Genomic DNA, 15,995 nt, shown 5'->3' on the forward strand with positions numbered 1-15,995 from the left:
CGTCAGGTGGAAGCGTACTCGTAGGCAGTGCGTCCGGCAACGATCGTGCGTACCACGCGGCCTTCCAGCCGCGCCTCGTCGAATGGCGTATTCTTGCATTTCGACTTCAGGTCGGACGGATCGAGCACCCAGGAGATGTCCGGATCGATCACGATCACATCCGCTGGGGCGCCATTGCGGAGCGTGCCGCCGGGCAGGCCGAGCAATTCAGCCGGTTTCGACGACATGGCGCCAAGCAAGGTCGTCAGTCGCACCCCGTGATTGTTAACAAGCCGGAGGCCGGCGGCGAGCATCGTTTCGAGCCCGATAGCACCTGGAGCCGCTTCGGCAAATGGCAGCCGCTTGGTCTCCACGTCCTGCGGATTGTGGTCCGACATAATGACGTCGATCAGCCCGGAGGACACAGCATCGACCAGTGCGAAGCGGTCTTCCTCCGCTCGCAGCGGCGGCGTGACCTTAAAGAAGGTTCGATAGGAGCCGATATCGATCTGATTCAGCGTCAGATGATTGATCGACGCCGATGCCGTGACCGGCAAGCCATTCTCTTTGGCCCGCTGCAATATTTCGAGTGACTGCCGGCACGTGATCGATGCCGCGTGATAGCGACAGCCCGTTAGTGCGACGAGGCGCATGTCACGTTCCAGCATGATCGCTTCGGCAGCCGTCGGGATGCCGTGCAAGCCGAGACGCGTGGCGAACTCGCCTTCATTCATCACGCCTTCGCCAACGAGGTCCGGATCTTCCGTGTGATGCACGACAAGGGCGTCGAAATCGTGCGCATAGGTGAGGGTGCGGCGCATCACCTGCGCATTGGTGACGCTGCGTGCGCCATCAGTGAAGGCGACTGCACCGGCGGCCTTGAGCAGGCCGATCTCGGTCATCTCCTGACCTTCAAAATTCTTGGTCAGTGCCGCCATCGTCTGCACATGGACGATAGCGGTGTCACGCGCGCGTCGAAGGATAAAATCGACGATGGCCGGGTCGTCGATCGCCGGCGTGGTGTCGGGCTGGCAGATGATCGTGGTCACGCCGCCGGCCGCCGCCGCCTGGCTCGCAGTCGCCAATGTCTCGCGATATTCCGCGCCCGGCTCGCCAACGAAGGCGCGTATGTCGATCAGACCCGGCGCCACGATGTGGCCTTTGCAGTCGACAATTTCGGTGCCGGCCGGCACGCCGGCAGCGCTGATGCCACGCTTGGCTTCGCGGATGACGCCATCGGCCATCAACACATCGCCGGGAAAATCCAGATCGCGCGACGGATCGACGATGCGGGCGTTGGCGAGGAGGATGGGGCGGCGATCGGACAACATCAGCGTCACGCGTTCGGCAAGTTGCGGGCGAGGGCTTCGAGCACGGCCATGCGGACGGCAACGCCCATTTCGACTTGCTCGCGGATCAGCGATTGCGCACCATCGGCGACGCTGGAATCGATTTCGACGCCGCGGTTCATTGGCCCCGGATGCATCACAAGGGCATCCTTTTTGGCATAAGCCAGCTTACGCTGATCAAGGCCGAAATAGGCGAAGTATTCCTGCGACGATGGCACGAAGGAGCCGTTCATGCGCTCGCGTTGCAGCCGTAGCATCATGACGATATCGGCGTCCTGAAGACCTTCGCGCATGTCGCGCATGACCTTGACGCCAAGCCGCTCAACGTTGGACGGTAATAGTGTCGATGGTCCAACGACGCGCACATTCGCGCCCAATGCATTGAGCAGGATGATGTTGGATCGCGCAACGCGCGAGTGCAGAACATCGCCGCAGATAGCAACGATCAGGCCTTCGATGCGCCCCTTGTTGCGACGGATCGTCAGCGCGTCGAGCAGGGCTTGGGTCGGATGCTCATGCGCACCATCGCCCGCGTTGATGACGGAACCATCTACCTTCTGCGCCAGCAATTCGACGGCGCCGGATGCATGATGGCGCACGACCAGAATATCCGGATGCATGGCATTCAGCGTCATGGCCGTATCGATCAGCGTCTCGCCCTTTTTCATGGCGGACGAATTCACCGCCATGTTCATGACGTCGGCGCCGAGACGTTTGCCGGCGAGTTCGAACGAGGATTGGGTCCGCGTCGATGACTCAAAGAACAGATTGATCTGTGTGCGTCCGCGCAGCGACGTGCGCTTTTTCTCAATCTGGCGGTTGAGTTCGACGAATTCTTCAGCGAGGTCGAGGAGGCCCAAAATCTCCTCGCGCGAAAGCCCTTCGATCCCCAACAAATGGCGCCGGTTGAGGACGAAGGATGATGTGGCCGCAATGTTCATTAAAGCCGGCTCTATAGGCCCATCTCGATCTCGCCGCAAGGCGGCATCGCAGCCATCCCCAACACTTGATGAATCGATGGGATCAGGCCGCCAGACGCATGGTACGATACGCGGCCATCGGGAGGCCCCGCATGTCCAATGACGCGAGAACCGATTCGGAACTCAACCAACCGCCGTCCTTCGTGGATGTCAATCTGTTCAGCGCCGATCGGGCGTTGTGCGAGGCCGTTGCAGCCAACGGAGGGGGCACTGACGATACGCTGATGGATTTCGGCCGCCGCTGGGGCCGGGCGGAAATGTTCGATCTGGCCCGTTCGGCGGACGCCAATAGTCCCCGCCTCGGTGGCGATATCGTTACCTTCGATCCAGCCTATCATCGCTTTATGGCCGAGAGCATGGCCGAGGGCCTGCATTGTTCAACCTGGAATATTGATGGCCAGCCAGCCAGTGCGCCGTCAGAGGTGTTGCGCGCGTCGCGCTTTTACATGGTGGCGCAGGTCGAGAACGGGCACATGTGCCCGATCACCATGACGCGCGCCTCGGTGGCCGCACTCGCCGCGGCGCCGAAGTTGTTGGCGCAAGTGATGCCGAAGATTGCCTCGCGGACATACGATCCGGAATTTCGATCGTGGCACACCAAAAGCGCGATGACGCTCGGCATGAGCATGACCGAAAAACAGGGCGGCACCGATGTCCGTACCAACACCACACAGGCCGTGCGTGATGGCGATGCCTATCGCCTCAACGGACAAAAATGGTTCATGTCGGCTCCGATGTCGGATGCGTTCCTCGTGCTCGCGCAAGCATCCGACGGGCTGACTTGCTTCTTCATGCCGCGTTTTCGGCCCGACGCGAGTGAGAACGGTCTGCATTTCGTCAAGCTCAAGGACAAGCTCGGTAACCGCTCCAACGCATCCTCAGAAGTTGAGTTTCACAATGCCTACGCCTTACGTGTTGGCGACGAGGGGCGAGGCATTCGCACTATCCTGCAAATGGTGCAGCTGACACGACTCGATTGCGCCATTTCATCTGCCGGCATCATGCGGGCGGCGCTCGCGCGTGCGGTCCATCATGCGCGCTTTCGCATCGTCTTTCAAAGAAATCTCGTCGATCAGCCGATGATGCGAGCGGTGCTGGCCGATCTCGCGCTCGATTCTGAAGCGGCCGTCGCCGTGGTCATGCGCCTATGTCGCTCTTTCGATCTTGCGAAAAGCAATGCATCAGAAGCGGCGCGCGCACGCGTTCTGACGCCGTTGATAAAGTATTGGATCTGCAAGACGGCGCCAGCCTTTGTCTACGAAGCCATGGAATGCCTTGGCGGCAACGGCTACGTCGAGGATTATGTGTTGGCGCGCCTTTATCGCGAAGCGCCCGTCAATGCGATTTGGGAGGGCTCCGGCAATGTCATGGCGCTTGATGTGCTGCGGGCGCTGAGAAGCGACGAGGCCCGGTCGGTCATGGACTCGCTTGGTGGAGAAGTGAGCGATTTTCCTGTTGCGAGAGAAACGATCGACAAGATTGTTCGTGTATTGAATTTGATCGACGTTGAATCACATGCACGGTTCATTGTCGAACATCTTGCACTGATCGCAGCAGTTGCATCGTTGCAGAAAAGCGCGCCGGAAATTGCCGAAATTTTTTCGCAAACGAGATTGAATGGTGGCAGTGGTCGAACATATGGTGCAGCCAATTTCGCAAGCATGCACTCACGATTGCTTGAGCGTGTTCTTCCAACGGCCAAATGAGGAACCACCTTCGCTGCATTGCGTTGCCCCGCCTGGGACAGGGAGCCAGTTGGGGGAAGGCTATAACATGGAGGTTCAAAATGGCATTTTCGAAAAAGTCGCTCGCTCTCGGTTTGGCGGGAATCCTGACTGTCGCTGCAACGACTCCGTCCTTTGCTCAACGCTGGGAGCCATGGGCTGCTGGCGCTGCCGGATTTGCGGCCGGCACTGTGATTGGTAGTGCAGCGGCTACCGCGCGTGCTTATGGCCCCGGCGGTTATGCTTATGGATATGCGCCAGGATATGACGCCTATGCTTATCAGCCGGGCGCTTCCTACCCCGACAATTATTATGGCACCGGCCAATACGGCCACTACGACTCAGGCTTCTTGGATTGCGCGACGGACGGTCAGTATAATCGGACCGACTATAGCGCCTGCTGATCAAGCGTGATGACGTTGGAGAAAGGCGGGGCTCATAGCCCCGCCTTTTCCTTGGCAAGGCGGAGATAATCGAGTGCACCTTGCAGAATGAAGGCGGCGGCGTGCTGGTCGATGACTGCAGCACGTTTCGCACGGCTTGCGTCGACTGCAATTAATTCCCGCTCGACCGCAGCGGTTGAAAGTCGTTCATCCCAGAGCGCGATCGGCAACTCCGTCAGTTTTGCGAGATTTCGTGCAAAGGCCCGTGTTGATTGGGCGCGAGGTCCTTCAGAGCCATCCATGTTCAATGGCAGGCCGAGCACAAGGCCTGTCGCTTTACGCTCTGCGGCAAGCGATAACAGCCGTGCGGCATCGACACTGAATGTTTTGCGTGAAATCGTCTCCACGCCAGCGGACAAGCGACGATCGGGATCGGACGCGGCAATGCCGATTGTTTTCGTTCCAAGGTCGAGACCGAGCAATGCCCCGCGCGGAGGCAAATGCGCAACGACTTTGGAAAAAGGCAGGATCAATGCGGGCATGCTACACTCATAGCATGCAAGGATGCAGATGTGTTGCCGCGTGCTAACGAAGCTGAGGTTTTTTTTGCTATTTGATGAGATTTGAACCTTTTGCCGGGAAGCTGCGACCTTCCGATAAGGCGAGATTTTCTGCATCATGACCGACGTGACTTTGCCCAAGCCGGGCGCTGATCTGACGAGCAATCCCTGCCGGACATGGGGCTTTTGGTCTACGACAATATTTGGCGTAATCTCCATCTTCGTTTGGGTGCTAGCTCAGACGCTGGCAGGCCTCGCTGTTCTGAAATGGCTCGGCACAGGCCTGGATGCATCTGACCTCGAGCTGCACATCGTCACGACGCATGCCCTGACGATCTCGATCGCTACCATTGCTTCGATGCCGCCGGCCACCGCCGTCCTCTTTCTTGCTGCCTGGCGCGCACGTTGCTCCATCACCGAATATTTTGCGCTGAGATGGCCGGCGCGCAAGGATCTGCTGATTGGCGTCGCCATCATCGTCGTCCTGCTGCCGCTTGGCGATCTTACGTCCTATCTCACGGGGCACGATATCGTTCCTGCGGCCGTCGTCGATGCTTATAAAACGGCGCGGGCGTCCGGCCATGTCCTCACGCTTGGCTTTGCCCTCGTTGTGATTGCACCGCTGATGGAAGAGATATTGTTCCGCGGCTTTTTGTTTCGCGGCTACGCAGCCTCACGCCTTGGTGTTACCGGTGCGATCCTGCTGACATCCGTAATCTGGGCGTCGATGCATATCCAGTATGATGTCTTTTATATTGTTCAGATCATTGTGCTCGGCTGTGTGTTTGGCTGGATCCGCTGGCGAAGCGGAACGACCTTGTTGACGATCATTCTGCATGCGCTGGTGAACCTGACCGCGCTTCTGCAGGTCGCCTATATCGTCGAACGGGCGGCTTGATATGAAATGCGTTATTCTACTTTCTCGGGAAGAAGCTGTCGCGGATGGCATCGATGCGAGCCGGCATTGGGTTGCGGTCTGGCTGCTGCAGCGAGAGGGAGCCGGTCTGATCACAAAGCACTGTGCCACCGTTGCGGATGCGCCACGTGCTATTATCGATCTCCCGATATTCGCACATCCGGCTGTCGGGAGAGGCGATGTAGATAGAGCCTTTGGCCAGGATGCTGGCTTGCGATTCAATCGGCAGAGCGCTGCTGCTGGAGGCGTCTGCCATCAGGAAGGCGGGAAAAATTCGCCCATCCGACAAGCTGAGAGCAAATACGAAGACCAGCATGATGAAAGCCAGGATGGCGCGGGTCCAATCGCGCACGGCCTGTTGGTGGAGCTTCGCCGACCGGTTTGTTTTCGGCATCACGCTGTCCTGAAAGCGCCCGAATGTTAAGAGAGCACAATTGAAAGTTGGTTTACGCCGGAAAGTGGTGGCCATTCAGCGGCTTAGTGCCGGTTAATTTTGGGTCAACGATTGGCGGTCTCCTGATAGAGTTTGCCGGAACGAAAGAAAGTTCAGACGATGACTCTTTCCTCCTTACCGGAAATCCCGGTTGTCGATGTCCGTATTGGCGGTCCATTGCGTCAGGCACAGGAAGGGGCGGCGCGGGCCCGTGCGCTGCGCGACGACTGCCTCACATTCTTTCCGTCGGCGACGTCGCTCGCATTGCCGGCGCTGGACCGTCTGGCGCGCCGTTGGTTGTCACGCTCCCAGTCGCCCTATGTCCCTGAAATTGAAGGCATTGCCGCGTTTCTTGGTTTCAGCGGTGTCTGGTTTCTCAATGGCTCCTACCAATGGGGCTGTACCGCAATGGCGCGGGACGAAGAGGGGGAGCCCTGGCTGGCGCGAACGCTGGACTGGCCTTTTCCGGGGCTCGGCCGCCATGTCGAAATCGCCCATAAGTGGGGAGCGGCCGGTGATTTCTATAACGTCACCTGGCCGGGTTACGTTGGCACATTGACGGGGATGGCACCTGGCCGGTTCGCCGCTTCGATCAATCAGGCGCCACTTTGGCGGCGCACGCGTCATCCATGGCTGCGGCCGGTTGACATTGCCGCCAACGCTGTGTCGACATGGCGCATCCGTCACATCCCGCCCGATCAGCTGTTACGTCAGGTGTTTGAAACCTGTTCGGATTTCGAAACCGCGCGGGTCACACTCGAACGCACGCCTGTGGCGCGCCCGGTCATCTTCACGCTGGTCGGCGTCAAAGCCGGCGAACGATGCGTCATCGAACGAACCGAAGAGGATTTCGAGACACGCAACACCATGACCGTTGCGGCCAACGACTGGCACGTTCGCCGCGATCCCTGGGAAGCCCGCATCGGCGGCGATCTTCTCCTGACCTGTGGTTACGACGAAGCGTCGGACAACAGCCGTAGTCGAAGCGAGGCGATCAACGGTTTCGACGGATCCATAATGCAAGGGCCGTTCGGATGGCTGGTCGAGCCGGTGCACAACCGCTACACCCGGCTGGCTGCGGAAATGTGCCCGGCACGCGGGATCATGCGGGTGATGGGCCTCGACGAAACACCGGAGAAAGGTCTTGCCGTACCTGTGACGCAGATACGAGAAGTGATTGCGCCTGCCGTGATCGCAGCCTGACTGGGCTGCGTCATTCCGCCGCCATAGTCCGCACCTACCGCTTGAAAATGGCTGCAACGTCCGGATTCGGTCCGGTCGTGCGTCCATTTTCAGGAGGAAAGGATGAAGGCTCTTATCTTGGCTGCGGCACTGACCATCATGGCCAGCGGCGCTCACGCTGCAGCCTGCAAACTCGAGGCTTCCAATAAAAAGCTGCACGGTGCTGCGCTGAACAGCTTCATGACCAAATGCGAGAAGGATGCTCAGGCGGCGTGCGACAAGTCCGCGGCTGACAAGAAGCTCTCCGGTGCCGCAAAGACCAGCCACGTCAAAAAATGCGTCTCTGACGCAGTGGGCGGCTGATCCTAAGACGTATCAAGGCGAGCCCGCGATGACCGGGTTCGCCTTCCTCGTATCAGAGTCTGGTCCAACGAATATCGCCGAAGTCTTCGCGGAAGGCGAAGCGCTTCAGGTGATCGACCACGACATTCTGCGTGCGTTCCAGCGTGGCTTCGTCACCGGCCCGAATGCGCATGGTCAGTGCGTCATCCGTCGCTGAGAAATCACACAGCCGATCGTCCGAAAAAGGTTCACGCCCGCTCTCCGGCGTGAATTCGACCGCGAATTTGTGACTCCAGTGTTTGCAAATTTGCAAATGCTCTAATCCGCGGGTTTGGCGCCGACGTGGAAGCCGCCGCGAAGGGCACTCATCCGTTGAGCGACGGATTGGTCCATCGGCTTCGTGTTGACAGTCCAACTCGCCGCTTCGTCGCAGATGACATCCTCGCCATCCCGAATTGTCCAGGTCGCATTGTCAATCCAGCGCTGGCGACAGATGTTGCCATAGACCGGGACGAACAGGAGGGCGCCCTTCTTCAGTTCTTCTTTTGTCGCCAATGCAATTTGCTCGGCTCGGAGCGCCGTCCGTGCAGCTTCACCGGCAATTTGGGCTTGTACGCCATATCCGAGCAGCAACGCGCCCAGCATCAGAGTCACCGCAACGGCGATCATGACACCGCGTTGTTGCTCCTTGCGCCAGGACCGGGCGGTGGGGACCGCCGGCTGTACCGGCAAACCACGCGGTGCAGGATTTCCGCGCACTCCAGAATTTCGCGAGGATGAAGAGTTGTACCGGACCGGCGGACGCGGCGGCTGCCATTTTTTATTGGTCATAAAGGCTGCATTCCCATCACAGCAGCTAAGTAGCCATAAAGCATTCCCCGCCGATGAAAGGTGAAGTTCGTTTTTGTTTCAAATTGTATCGAAGCCGAAGGCGGCGGAGATAAAACATTTGTCGTTTTATTGTGCCGGCGCCTTCGTATCGGCGCGCTTTGGCCAAACGTGCATTCACGGATATCGTCGAGCTTCCACTGATTGCCTTCACGCACCGAGGCATAACGGACGACCAGGGGCAGCTCTTTTGCGCTGACGCAGCCACCCGTCGCGGCGGTGTCATCCGGCTTTTCCGATTTAATCCCATTCCCACGCATTGACCCTGCGGCTCGAAGCGCCGACATAGTCGGCCGCCATGTTTTGCGGTATCTGAAATATCGCGGCCAAATCAGAACTGCTTTGCCACACGTCAGCGCCATGAAGAGAAGATCCATTGCCGTTTTCGCTGGACTGGCCCTGCTGGCGATTGCCGGGGCCTTCGCGGTGCCTGTCATGATGACGGCTGCCATTGTCGATCCAGGCCAGACGACGCCGACAGATCAGGCGATGATTGCGCATTGGGAAAAGCATCGGAAGACGCTGGATCAGATTACCGAAATGCTGCGGAGCGATCCGGCGCTGAACCGGCTCGGCATGAACTGGAGCGATCCGGACGATCCAACGCGCGCCCATGTGCCGCCGGAACGCATCGCCGATTACCGCGATCTGATGCGCGAAGCGTCCATTATCAGCGTCAGCCGCGGCCACCGCTCGGTGCAATTCCTGTTCCATTCCAGTGGTCTTTCCGTCGGCGGTTTCGGCAAGAGCTTCGTGCGCGGTGAAGCATCGCGCCATGCCGAAGTGATCGATGGCGATCTCGATGCGGCCGCGGCGGATCGGCCGAAGGTTCTTCTGCAACGTCCCATCGACGATGGCTGGTGGCTGCAGCGCGACGGAAGTTGATCCTCCATTCTCAGCCTAAGCAGTTGCCAACATGCGCAACCGCTTAGGCATCAGACCGGCACGGCCGATCACGCCGTCGAGCGAGAACGGACCTGCGCCGCGCGGCATGAAGGTCAGAAACAGAACCATCATCAGCAGCGGGTATTCCCAGCCGCCGCCGGCATTGGCCCAGATGAAGCCATTGTGGAAATGCCCGCCGATGACCGTGGCAATGAAGAAGTATAACGCAGCGCAAGGCGCGGCGAGGCGTGTGAGCAAACCGAGCCCCATACCGATGACGATGCCGAATTCGCAAAGCCCCCCAAGGACAACGAAGAATTCCGGATAGGGCAATCCCATGCCGGCGAAAGCTTTCACATCGTCGAGACGCGGGCCGGGACCGGCAAACAGCTTCTCTGTACAATGTGGCACGAGGTCAAAGCCGATATAGATACGGATGATTGTCAGGTGCCAGTCGGGCGCGCTCATGAATGCCGCTGCGCCGCGGGCAGGATCCTTGCGCAGACAATCGAAGAACTGGAGCACGAAGGCGATGAAGGCTGCGAGCAGCGGCCATGTCACGATGGCAACGCCATGCAGGCCGGCAATGCGCCAACCGATCAGCATGGCCATCAGACCGCCCAGAAATCCGGCGACCGGGGAACGAGGCATGACCAGAATTGTGATCGCGACCGACAAGGCGAGCCAAGTCAACATGAACACTTTGGCTTGCAGTGGCAGCGTTGCGGCAGGAAGAGTTGCTGCGGCGTAGATCGCTGCGATCAGACCGATCGCAGTGAGACTGCCCGTGACCAGCGGAGAAATATGCGCCGGCCGAGGCTCGGCGGTATCGTTCGCATCCATGTGTGTTTTCTCGCTGGTTCAAAGCAGCTATTCGCGCTCGACATCATGCGGGATTTTCCGTGACATCCACCAATCGACCACGCGGTCGCTGGCAAGATAGCGTCCGACCGGACCGAAATGGGCCCAGAAGCCGACATTGTATCGTGTACGGGGGCGGGGGGTGGTGCCGGCCTTGAAGACCACGCGCGCGACCTTGTCGAGCGGCATGGTGCCGAACGTCTTTGGGTCGAGGAAATGCAGCATGTAGGCGCCGACATTGCGGCTATAGATGCGGTAGGGTGAATCCGGCCCCATATCGGGGATGTTGCCGATCACCTTGTCGCGGTAGGGCGATACGAAAGGGCCCGGCAATACATTCACCAGGTCGACGCCGAATGGTTTGACTTCCGCTCGCATAGCGTCGGCCAGCGCCTCTACGGCATATTTTGTCATATGATAGACGCCACCGCCCTGGGCTGTGACGCGGCCTGCGAGCGATGAAATATTGACGATGCGTCCACGACCGGCCCGTCGCATGCCTGGCATGACGAGCTGCGACATGCGCAGAAGTCCAAACACATTCGTTTCGAACGCACGACGGACGAGCTCCGGAGACACTTCCTCCAGCGGCCCGTATTGGCCATAGCCTGCATTGTTGATCAGCACACCGACCGGGCCATGCCGCTGCGTCACATCCCGGACGACGGCCTGCTGCGAAATCTCGTCGGTGACATCCAGTGGCAAAGTTTCGCAGCCGGCGGCGGCCAGTCTTTTCAGTTTCAATGGATCGCGGGCGGTGGCGATGGTGAGGAAACCTGCTTCGCGAAAGAGCAGGGCGGTGGCTTCGCCGAGACCGCTGGAGCAGCCGGTGATCAGGACAGGGGCGGATTTGGATGGAGCGGACATTGCGCCTCTTTACGATAACGACGACACGGCACAGCTCCATGTTAGGCGAAAGTCGTTGCGCGAGGATTATTTTTCTTGCCCACAAGCGTGATCGTAATGTCATCAACGGTGCTGAAAATCTCATCCGGGTTCAGTGACCGCAGAATATCGGGATCGGCATAGCCCCAAGTCACCGCGCCAAAGGCAATGCCGGCCGCGCGTGCCGCCTCACAGTCCCGTGCTTCATCGCCAATGGCAATCGTCTGTTGTGGCGGAACACCCGCCCGCTTCATCACCCGCGAGAATTTTGCAGCCTTGCCGAATAGTGAGGCACCACAATCGAAATGGTTGAACAGCAGCGCATGATCCGGCCCAAGCTGCAGCCGGGCGTTGGCTTCGTTGTCCGACGAGACCAGCGCCAATAGGGTACCTGCCTCTTTCAGGGCTTTCAGCATCGCCGGCACGCCAGCAAAGAGCGGTATGTTTTGCAGATGCGAGCGCTTCAAACCGCGCATGCGCGAGGCGATCATCGGCAGTTTCCAGAGCGGAACATCGAGAGATTTCAGAATCTCGCGTGAACCCTTGCGTCTTAATGCATCGATCTCGCCCGCGTCGATTGGCTTGAAGTCAAACTCGCGTGCGACATCGTTCACCACCCGCAGAAACCACGGGAAGCTGTCGGCCAAAGTGCCGTCGAGATCGAAAATGGCGAGCTTGTATTTCGGCAATGTGACTTAAGCCACGAGATCGGCGAATTCGGCATGCTTGGCGATGAAGGCCGAGATGAACGGGCATTTCGGGATGACCTTCAGGCCGCGCGCACGCACCTGTTCCAGCGCACCGTGGGCGAGCCTTGAGCCGATGCCCTGGCCGGATAATTCGTGCGGCACTTCGGTATGCGTGAAGGTGATGATGCCGGGCGCCAGCGTGTAATAGGCGAGCGCGAGATGATCGCCCGCCTTCAATTCGAAACGATGTTCGGCGGGATTGTCGGTAACGGCGTCTGTCATTTATCGGCCCTTAAGCAATCAGCCCTGAAATTCAGGATGATTCGATAGCACAAAACCGCATGAACGAGCATAAAGGCCGACCTTTCAGTCCCTGAGCGCGGACGGATCATATGCTTTATGCGGACCTCGTCTTGTCGCGCGCACGGCGGAACGGCACGACGAACAAAGCCGCGACGGGAATATGCAGCACGACGCCTAGGACGAGCACAAGGACGACCTGCAACCCGGACAGGGTGCCCGCGGAAACTTCACGCGTCAGCACCCAAATCGTAAATGGCAGGAACAGTACGATCGAGGTGATAAGGCCGGGATTGTAAATGCGAAAGCGGATCGAGGTGACAATGTGGATGACAGCATTGATCAGCGTCACGCCAACCCAGCCAAGGCCAATCCACCGCAGCGGCCCAGGGAACAAAGCGGCAAGAGCGACCGGCAGCCAGACATAACCGATGTTGATCAGCGCGACGCCGCCTTCGTCCACTGGCCAGTCGTCATTGCCGCTTTTGAAGACATGGGCATTGGCGAATTGGCGGAAGCCCCCCGGCCACAGATGCTCCTCGGTCTGGTGTACCATGTAGATGACGAGCAGGGCGGCGAACAGCGCCCGTTCGCTGGTGGGATCGCTGCGGAACAGGATGAGCCATAAGACGGCGCCGATCGCAGCCAGTGCCGGAAGCCACTTCTGCCAGTTCGCCGATGTGTAAGAGAGCGGATGCATGCAGGGTGATCCTTTAAGGATGGGACGCACGCGACTCTATTTCTAGTAATATTGTAGCACTAATCCTGATCCTCATTCGGAATCTTCAGCATCTTGCCGCAAGCCTTGCAATGAACTGCGTCCGGGTCGTGCATCAGCAATCCGCAATCGGGGCATTCGAACCGTACCTTGCGCGGCCGCAGGAGAGCGCGGGCGAGATTGAAGAATAAGGTCACGCCGAAGATCATGATCGCGACTGAGATCAGCCGGCCGGTGGTGCCCTGCAGCGTGATGTCGCCGAAACCGGTGGTCGTCAGCGCGGTGACAGTGAAATAGAGCGCATCGGCGTAATTGGTGATGCCTGGATTGATGAGGTGCTGCGTCTCGTAGACGAAGCCGGTCGTCACGAACAGGAACACCGCGAAATTGGCGACCGCGAGAAAGACCTCCTCGTTCCGGCGGAAGTAGGGGAAGTCGGCGCGAAGCCGCGCCAGCAATTGATAGCTGTGCAAGAGGCGCAAGGTGCGCAGCACCCGCAAGAAGCCCACCGGTTCGCCAGCCAGTGGAGCCAGAAACGATACGATCGACGCTGCATCGGCCCAGGTGACAGGATGCAGAAGGTCGCGCAACGGCCGGTTGCTGATGAACAATCGCGCGCAGAAATCGGCGAGGATCAGAACGCCGAAGATGACATCAAGCACCTCGACCCAGTTCTCGCGTGCGCCGAACGAGGTGGCGACAATGAAGATCAGCGTGACGATGTCGAAGACGAGGAGACCATAGCGGAAGCGATGCGCCTCGGCGGAATGACCTTCATAGAGCGTTTTCAGCCGATTGCGGAAGCCGGCGACGGGGGATGCGGGGGCTGCACTCATCTTGTACGGGGGCTCGAAACCACTGCTACGACGCTGCGACCCTTAATGGTGTTCCGTACAACGGCCGCGATCCGATATCCGGATCATAAGCGCAGATCAGCCGAGGGGGATTAGTTTCTTTACCCTCACCCCGTGTGGTTCCATCGCCGTTAACCAGCCGCCCGCGCCTCGTGGAACGAGACCAGTTGCCGGCGATCCTCATCCCACAATGTCAGCCGCACGCAGCCAAGACTCTGCAGCAAGGTCAGGCGGCCGATCTTGCCGAGCTCGGGGTGATCGCGGAGCACACGCGGCAGCCGGTAATAGGGAATGCGGCTGCACAGATGATGAATGTGATGGATGCCGATATTGGCGGTGAACCAGCGCAGCACAGGCGGCAGATCGTAATGTGACGAACCATGCAGGGCTGCGTTATGCAGATCCCAGTTCGCATTGCGGTTCCACGACGTCTGCTCGAACTGATGCTGGACATAGAACAGCCAGACGCCGAGCGAGGCCGCGATCAGCATGATCGGCACATGCACCAGCAGAAAGGCCTTAAGGCCGATGAACCAGATCAGCGTGCCGGCAATCAGCGCCATCGCCGCATTGGTGGCCATGGTGCTGACCCAGGGCAGCCAGCCGCCACGCATCATGCCGACCGGCAGGCGGTGTTGCAGGAGGAACAGATAAGCCGGCCCGATACCGAACATCACCAACGGGTGCCGGTAGAGACGGTATTGCAGACGGCCGAACCGCGAGCGGCCGAGATATTCGCGCACGGTGAGGGTGTCGATGTCGCCGATGCCGCGGCGGTCGAGATTGCCGGACGTGGCGTGATGGAGGGAGTGGCTGCGGCGCCAGAAGTCATAAGGCGTCATGGTGAGAACGCCGATGACGCGGCCGATCCAGTCATTCGCCTGCTTGTGCGGAAAGAAGGCGCCATGGCCGCAATCGTGCTGGATCATGAACAGCCGCACCAGAAAGCCGGCGGCCGGCACGGCGATCAGCAGTGCGAGCCAATAGCCGACGAATGTCACTGCTGCCCACATCACGAACCACAAGGCCACGAGCGGCAGAAAGGTGATCGCAAGTTCGATCACGCTGCGGATACGGCTTGGCTCGCGATAGCGATTGAGGATGCGGGTCCAGTTGCGGGCATCGGTCACGTCGGGGGTGGCGGGATCTTCGGTCACACAGTTGCGGGCAATCGCGTCTGCGGTGGCGACCGGCGTACCGGTCGTCTTCGGTCCGTTGAGATGAATCAAGGCAATTCCGTTTCGGCCGGTGCCTGGCACCGGCATTGCGCCGCCCGCGCTTGGTGTCGGTCTTTCGAGGTTCGATTAGCACGAAGCCGAACCAAAAGGCATAAATATGTTCTCCCTGAATGGGTGCGGAACCGGGATGTCTTTTGCCGGTTGTCATGCGGGCATTGACATGGCGGGCACTCACACGGCGCATCTACGTGCGCTCTCAACGTCCAAAGGGGACACGCATCATGGCAAAGGCAAAGAAGGCTGCCAAAAGGACAACGGCCAGAGCAACGACGAAGAAAACCGCGAAACGCAGGACGACGCGCAGGGCCTCTGCCGGACGCGCCGGCGCCAAGCGCGCGACCTCGCGGCGCGCCAGCAGCAAGGCCGGCCCGATGGGCATAAGCGGGATGTTCGATTTCACGCCGCCCGGCTGGGTCAGGGACGTGATGAATTCGCAGACCAGCCGCGTGATCATGGCCGAGGCGCTGGTGGCTGCGGCCGGTGCCGCCGCAGCCGTGCTGGCCGCGTCGCGGACCGAGAGCGGCCAGAAAGCCGGGCAGGCACTGGCCGATGGCGGCACGCTGATGAAGGAAGCCGCGATCAGCGCCGCCGCGGCCGCGCGCGACGTGATCAGCAGGGGTGCATCCGATGCGCTCGGCTCCGCCGCCCGCACGCTGATGGGGGCGGCCGAGGAAACGCAGCGGGAGGTGGCTGAGCGGGCTTTTCGCATGACGCGCGACAAGGACCAGTCGCATGATATGGCCGAGGAGGCCCGGCGTTATCGCGAGCGCGAAAAGCCGCACTGACCGCACCGCAAAGACAGAAGGGGCGATGGTGATAGGCCGGGCTG

22 protein-coding genes are annotated in these 15,995 nt (G+C 59.7%); 7 read left to right on the forward strand and 15 right to left on the reverse strand.

Annotated features, from left to right (window positions below; genetic code table 11):
• Positions 1-2 precede the first annotated feature (2 nt).
• A complete protein-coding gene (locus CAK95_RS22085; RefSeq protein WP_086091578.1) occupies positions 3-1,310 on the reverse strand; it encodes a dihydroorotase in 1,308 nt (435 codons plus the stop codon).
• 5 nt (positions 1,311-1,315) lie between these two features.
• Positions 1,316-2,269, reverse strand: a complete 954-nt coding sequence (locus CAK95_RS22090; RefSeq protein WP_086089881.1) for an aspartate carbamoyltransferase catalytic subunit — start codon at positions 2,267-2,269, stop codon at positions 1,316-1,318.
• A gap of 131 nt (positions 2,270-2,400) precedes the next feature.
• On the opposite strand from CAK95_RS22090, the gene CAK95_RS22095 reads away from it, so the two are divergent.
• Together CAK95_RS22095 and CAK95_RS22100 are read left to right on the forward strand one after the other, a co-directional pair.
• Positions 2,401-4,014: an acyl-CoA dehydrogenase family protein gene (locus tag CAK95_RS22095; RefSeq protein WP_086089882.1), complete on the forward strand. Its 1,614-nt coding sequence runs from the start codon at positions 2,401-2,403 to the stop codon at positions 4,012-4,014.
• A gap of 80 nt (positions 4,015-4,094) precedes the next feature.
• Positions 4,095-4,436 carry a hypothetical protein gene (locus tag CAK95_RS22100; protein ID WP_086089883.1) on the forward strand — a complete coding sequence of 114 codons (342 nt, stop codon included), beginning with the start codon at positions 4,095-4,097 and terminating at the stop codon, positions 4,434-4,436.
• Between the two features lie 32 nt (positions 4,437-4,468).
• On the opposite strand, the gene ruvX is transcribed toward CAK95_RS22100, so the two are convergent.
• Complete coding sequence (ruvX, locus tag CAK95_RS22105; RefSeq protein ID WP_086091579.1) at positions 4,469-4,957, reverse strand: Holliday junction resolvase RuvX; 489 nt, start codon at positions 4,955-4,957, stop codon at positions 4,469-4,471.
• Positions 4,958-5,093: 136 nt separating this feature from the next.
• Here ruvX and CAK95_RS22110 point away from each other — a divergent pair, with 136 nt between their 5' ends.
• The gene (locus tag CAK95_RS22110; RefSeq protein WP_086089884.1) at positions 5,094-5,873 is read left to right on the forward strand and encodes a CPBP family intramembrane glutamic endopeptidase; all 780 of its coding nucleotides are present in this window, start codon (positions 5,094-5,096) and stop codon (positions 5,871-5,873) included.
• A gap of 16 nt (positions 5,874-5,889) precedes the next feature.
• On the opposite strand, the gene CAK95_RS22115 is transcribed toward CAK95_RS22110, so the two are convergent.
• Positions 5,890-6,360, reverse strand: coding sequence for a hypothetical protein (locus tag CAK95_RS22115; RefSeq protein ID WP_147413496.1), 471 nt, complete (start codon positions 6,358-6,360; stop codon positions 5,890-5,892).
• Between the two features lie 84 nt (positions 6,361-6,444).
• Here CAK95_RS22115 and CAK95_RS22120 point away from each other — a divergent pair, with 84 nt between their 5' ends.
• On the forward strand, positions 6,445-7,527 hold the full coding sequence (locus CAK95_RS22120; RefSeq protein ID WP_086089886.1) for an Ntn hydrolase family protein: 1,083 nt from the start codon (positions 6,445-6,447) through the stop codon (positions 7,525-7,527).
• A gap of 102 nt (positions 7,528-7,629) precedes the next feature.
• Positions 7,630-7,869 carry a hypothetical protein gene (locus CAK95_RS22125; protein WP_086089887.1) on the forward strand — a complete coding sequence of 80 codons (240 nt, stop codon included), beginning with the start codon at positions 7,630-7,632 and terminating at the stop codon, positions 7,867-7,869.
• Positions 7,870-7,921: 52 nt separating this feature from the next.
• Here CAK95_RS22125 and CAK95_RS22130 read toward each other — a convergent pair whose 3' ends face one another.
• The 3 genes from CAK95_RS22130 to CAK95_RS29350 all read right to left on the reverse strand — a co-directional run bounded on the left by CAK95_RS22130 (position 7,922) and on the right by CAK95_RS29350 (position 9,113).
• Positions 7,922-8,263 carry a DUF2218 domain-containing protein gene (locus CAK95_RS22130; RefSeq protein ID WP_425349630.1) on the reverse strand — a complete coding sequence of 114 codons (342 nt, stop codon included), beginning with the start codon at positions 8,261-8,263 and terminating at the stop codon, positions 7,922-7,924.
• Positions 8,167-8,517 (reverse strand): hypothetical protein, encoded by a 351-nt coding sequence (locus tag CAK95_RS29345; protein WP_183044226.1) that lies wholly within the window; start codon positions 8,515-8,517, stop codon positions 8,167-8,169. Before CAK95_RS29345 ends, CAK95_RS22130 begins: the two co-directional genes overlap by 97 nt.
• 158 nt (positions 8,518-8,675) lie before the next feature.
• Positions 8,676-9,113, reverse strand: a complete 438-nt coding sequence (locus CAK95_RS29350) for a hypothetical protein (RefSeq protein WP_147413500.1) — start codon at positions 9,111-9,113, stop codon at positions 8,676-8,678.
• Between CAK95_RS29350 and CAK95_RS22135 the strand changes: the two genes are divergently transcribed.
• Complete coding sequence (locus CAK95_RS22135) at positions 9,097-9,621, forward strand: hypothetical protein (protein WP_086089888.1); 525 nt, start codon at positions 9,097-9,099, stop codon at positions 9,619-9,621. The genes CAK95_RS29350 and CAK95_RS22135 overlap by 17 nt on opposite strands.
• A gap of 15 nt (positions 9,622-9,636) precedes the next feature.
• On the opposite strand, the gene CAK95_RS22140 is transcribed toward CAK95_RS22135, so the two are convergent.
• The 8 genes from CAK95_RS22140 to CAK95_RS22175 form a co-directional block, all read right to left on the reverse strand.
• A complete protein-coding gene (locus tag CAK95_RS22140; protein ID WP_086089889.1) occupies positions 9,637-10,464 on the reverse strand; it encodes a DoxX family protein in 828 nt (275 codons plus the stop codon).
• A gap of 27 nt (positions 10,465-10,491) precedes the next feature.
• Positions 10,492-11,349, reverse strand: coding sequence for an SDR family oxidoreductase (locus CAK95_RS22145; RefSeq protein ID WP_086089890.1), 858 nt, complete (start codon positions 11,347-11,349; stop codon positions 10,492-10,494).
• A 41-nt stretch (positions 11,350-11,390) separates the two neighbouring features.
• Positions 11,391-12,056: an HAD hydrolase-like protein gene (locus CAK95_RS22150; protein WP_086089891.1), complete on the reverse strand. Its 666-nt coding sequence runs from the start codon at positions 12,054-12,056 to the stop codon at positions 11,391-11,393.
• Between the two features lie 6 nt (positions 12,057-12,062).
• Complete coding sequence (locus CAK95_RS22155) at positions 12,063-12,338, reverse strand: GNAT family N-acetyltransferase (protein WP_086089892.1); 276 nt, start codon at positions 12,336-12,338, stop codon at positions 12,063-12,065.
• A gap of 115 nt (positions 12,339-12,453) precedes the next feature.
• On the reverse strand, positions 12,454-13,056 hold the full coding sequence (locus tag CAK95_RS22160) for an HXXEE domain-containing protein (RefSeq protein ID WP_086089893.1): 603 nt from the start codon (positions 13,054-13,056) through the stop codon (positions 12,454-12,456).
• A 59-nt stretch (positions 13,057-13,115) separates the two neighbouring features.
• The gene (locus tag CAK95_RS22165; RefSeq protein WP_183044168.1) at positions 13,116-13,910 is read right to left on the reverse strand and encodes a potassium channel family protein; all 795 of its coding nucleotides are present in this window, start codon (positions 13,908-13,910) and stop codon (positions 13,116-13,118) included.
• Positions 13,911-14,059: 149 nt separating this feature from the next.
• Positions 14,060-15,193, reverse strand: coding sequence for a fatty acid desaturase (locus tag CAK95_RS22170; protein ID WP_086089894.1), 1,134 nt, complete (start codon positions 15,191-15,193; stop codon positions 14,060-14,062).
• A 169-nt stretch (positions 15,194-15,362) separates the two neighbouring features.
• Positions 15,363-15,545: a hypothetical protein gene (locus CAK95_RS22175; protein WP_086089895.1), complete on the reverse strand. Its 183-nt coding sequence runs from the start codon at positions 15,543-15,545 to the stop codon at positions 15,363-15,365.
• Between the two features lie 7 nt (positions 15,546-15,552).
• Between CAK95_RS22175 and CAK95_RS22180 the strand changes: the two genes are divergently transcribed.
• A complete protein-coding gene (locus CAK95_RS22180; protein ID WP_086089896.1) occupies positions 15,553-15,951 on the forward strand; it encodes a hypothetical protein in 399 nt (132 codons plus the stop codon).
• Positions 15,952-15,995 lie beyond the last annotated feature (44 nt).

It is taken from the genome of Pseudorhodoplanes sinuspersici (assembly GCF_002119765.1).
GTDB classification, from domain to species: Bacteria; Pseudomonadota; Alphaproteobacteria; order Rhizobiales; family Xanthobacteraceae; genus Pseudorhodoplanes; species Pseudorhodoplanes sinuspersici.

Bases quoted from the DNA above. Each gene is read 5' to 3' on its own strand.
- CAK95_RS22165 (WP_183044168.1), bottom strand. From the start codon at position 13,910: ATGAGTGCAGCCCCCGCATCCCCCGTCGCCGGCTTCCGCAATCGGCTG.
- CAK95_RS22085 (WP_086091578.1), bottom strand. From the start codon at position 1,310: ATGTTGTCCGATCGCCGCCCCATCCTCCTCGCCAACGCCCGCATCGTC.
- CAK95_RS22145 (WP_086089890.1), bottom strand. From the start codon at position 11,349: ATGTCCGCTCCATCCAAATCCGCCCCTGTCCTGATCACCGGCTGCTCC.
- CAK95_RS22155 (WP_086089892.1), bottom strand. From the start codon at position 12,338: ATGACAGACGCCGTTACCGACAATCCCGCCGAACATCGTTTCGAATTG.
- ruvX (WP_086091579.1), bottom strand. From the start codon at position 4,957: ATGCCCGCATTGATCCTGCCTTTTTCCAAAGTCGTTGCGCATTTGCCT.
- CAK95_RS22175 (WP_086089895.1), bottom strand. From the start codon at position 15,545: ATGCCCATCGGGCCGGCCTTGCTGCTGGCGCGCCGCGAGGTCGCGCGC.
- CAK95_RS22120 (WP_086089886.1), top strand. From the start codon at position 6,445: ATGACTCTTTCCTCCTTACCGGAAATCCCGGTTGTCGATGTCCGTATT.
- CAK95_RS22110 (WP_086089884.1), top strand. From the start codon at position 5,094: ATGACCGACGTGACTTTGCCCAAGCCGGGCGCTGATCTGACGAGCAAT.
- CAK95_RS22170 (WP_086089894.1), bottom strand. From the start codon at position 15,193: ATGCCGGTGCCAGGCACCGGCCGAAACGGAATTGCCTTGATTCATCTC.
- CAK95_RS29345 (WP_183044226.1), bottom strand. From the start codon at position 8,517: ATGATCGCCGTTGCGGTGACTCTGATGCTGGGCGCGTTGCTGCTCGGA.
- CAK95_RS22160 (WP_086089893.1), bottom strand. From the start codon at position 13,056: ATGCATCCGCTCTCTTACACATCGGCGAACTGGCAGAAGTGGCTTCCG.
- CAK95_RS22115 (WP_147413496.1), bottom strand. From the start codon at position 6,360: ATGGCCACCACTTTCCGGCGTAAACCAACTTTCAATTGTGCTCTCTTA.
- CAK95_RS22135 (WP_086089888.1), top strand. From the start codon at position 9,097: ATGAAGAGAAGATCCATTGCCGTTTTCGCTGGACTGGCCCTGCTGGCG.
- CAK95_RS22180 (WP_086089896.1), top strand. From the start codon at position 15,553: ATGTTCGATTTCACGCCGCCCGGCTGGGTCAGGGACGTGATGAATTCG.
- CAK95_RS22125 (WP_086089887.1), top strand. From the start codon at position 7,630: ATGAAGGCTCTTATCTTGGCTGCGGCACTGACCATCATGGCCAGCGGC.
- CAK95_RS22095 (WP_086089882.1), top strand. From the start codon at position 2,401: ATGTCCAATGACGCGAGAACCGATTCGGAACTCAACCAACCGCCGTCC.
- CAK95_RS29350 (WP_147413500.1), bottom strand. From the start codon at position 9,113: ATGGATCTTCTCTTCATGGCGCTGACGTGTGGCAAAGCAGTTCTGATT.
- CAK95_RS22100 (WP_086089883.1), top strand. From the start codon at position 4,095: ATGGCATTTTCGAAAAAGTCGCTCGCTCTCGGTTTGGCGGGAATCCTG.
- CAK95_RS22090 (WP_086089881.1), bottom strand. From the start codon at position 2,269: ATGAACATTGCGGCCACATCATCCTTCGTCCTCAACCGGCGCCATTTG.
- CAK95_RS22140 (WP_086089889.1), bottom strand. From the start codon at position 10,464: ATGGATGCGAACGATACCGCCGAGCCTCGGCCGGCGCATATTTCTCCG.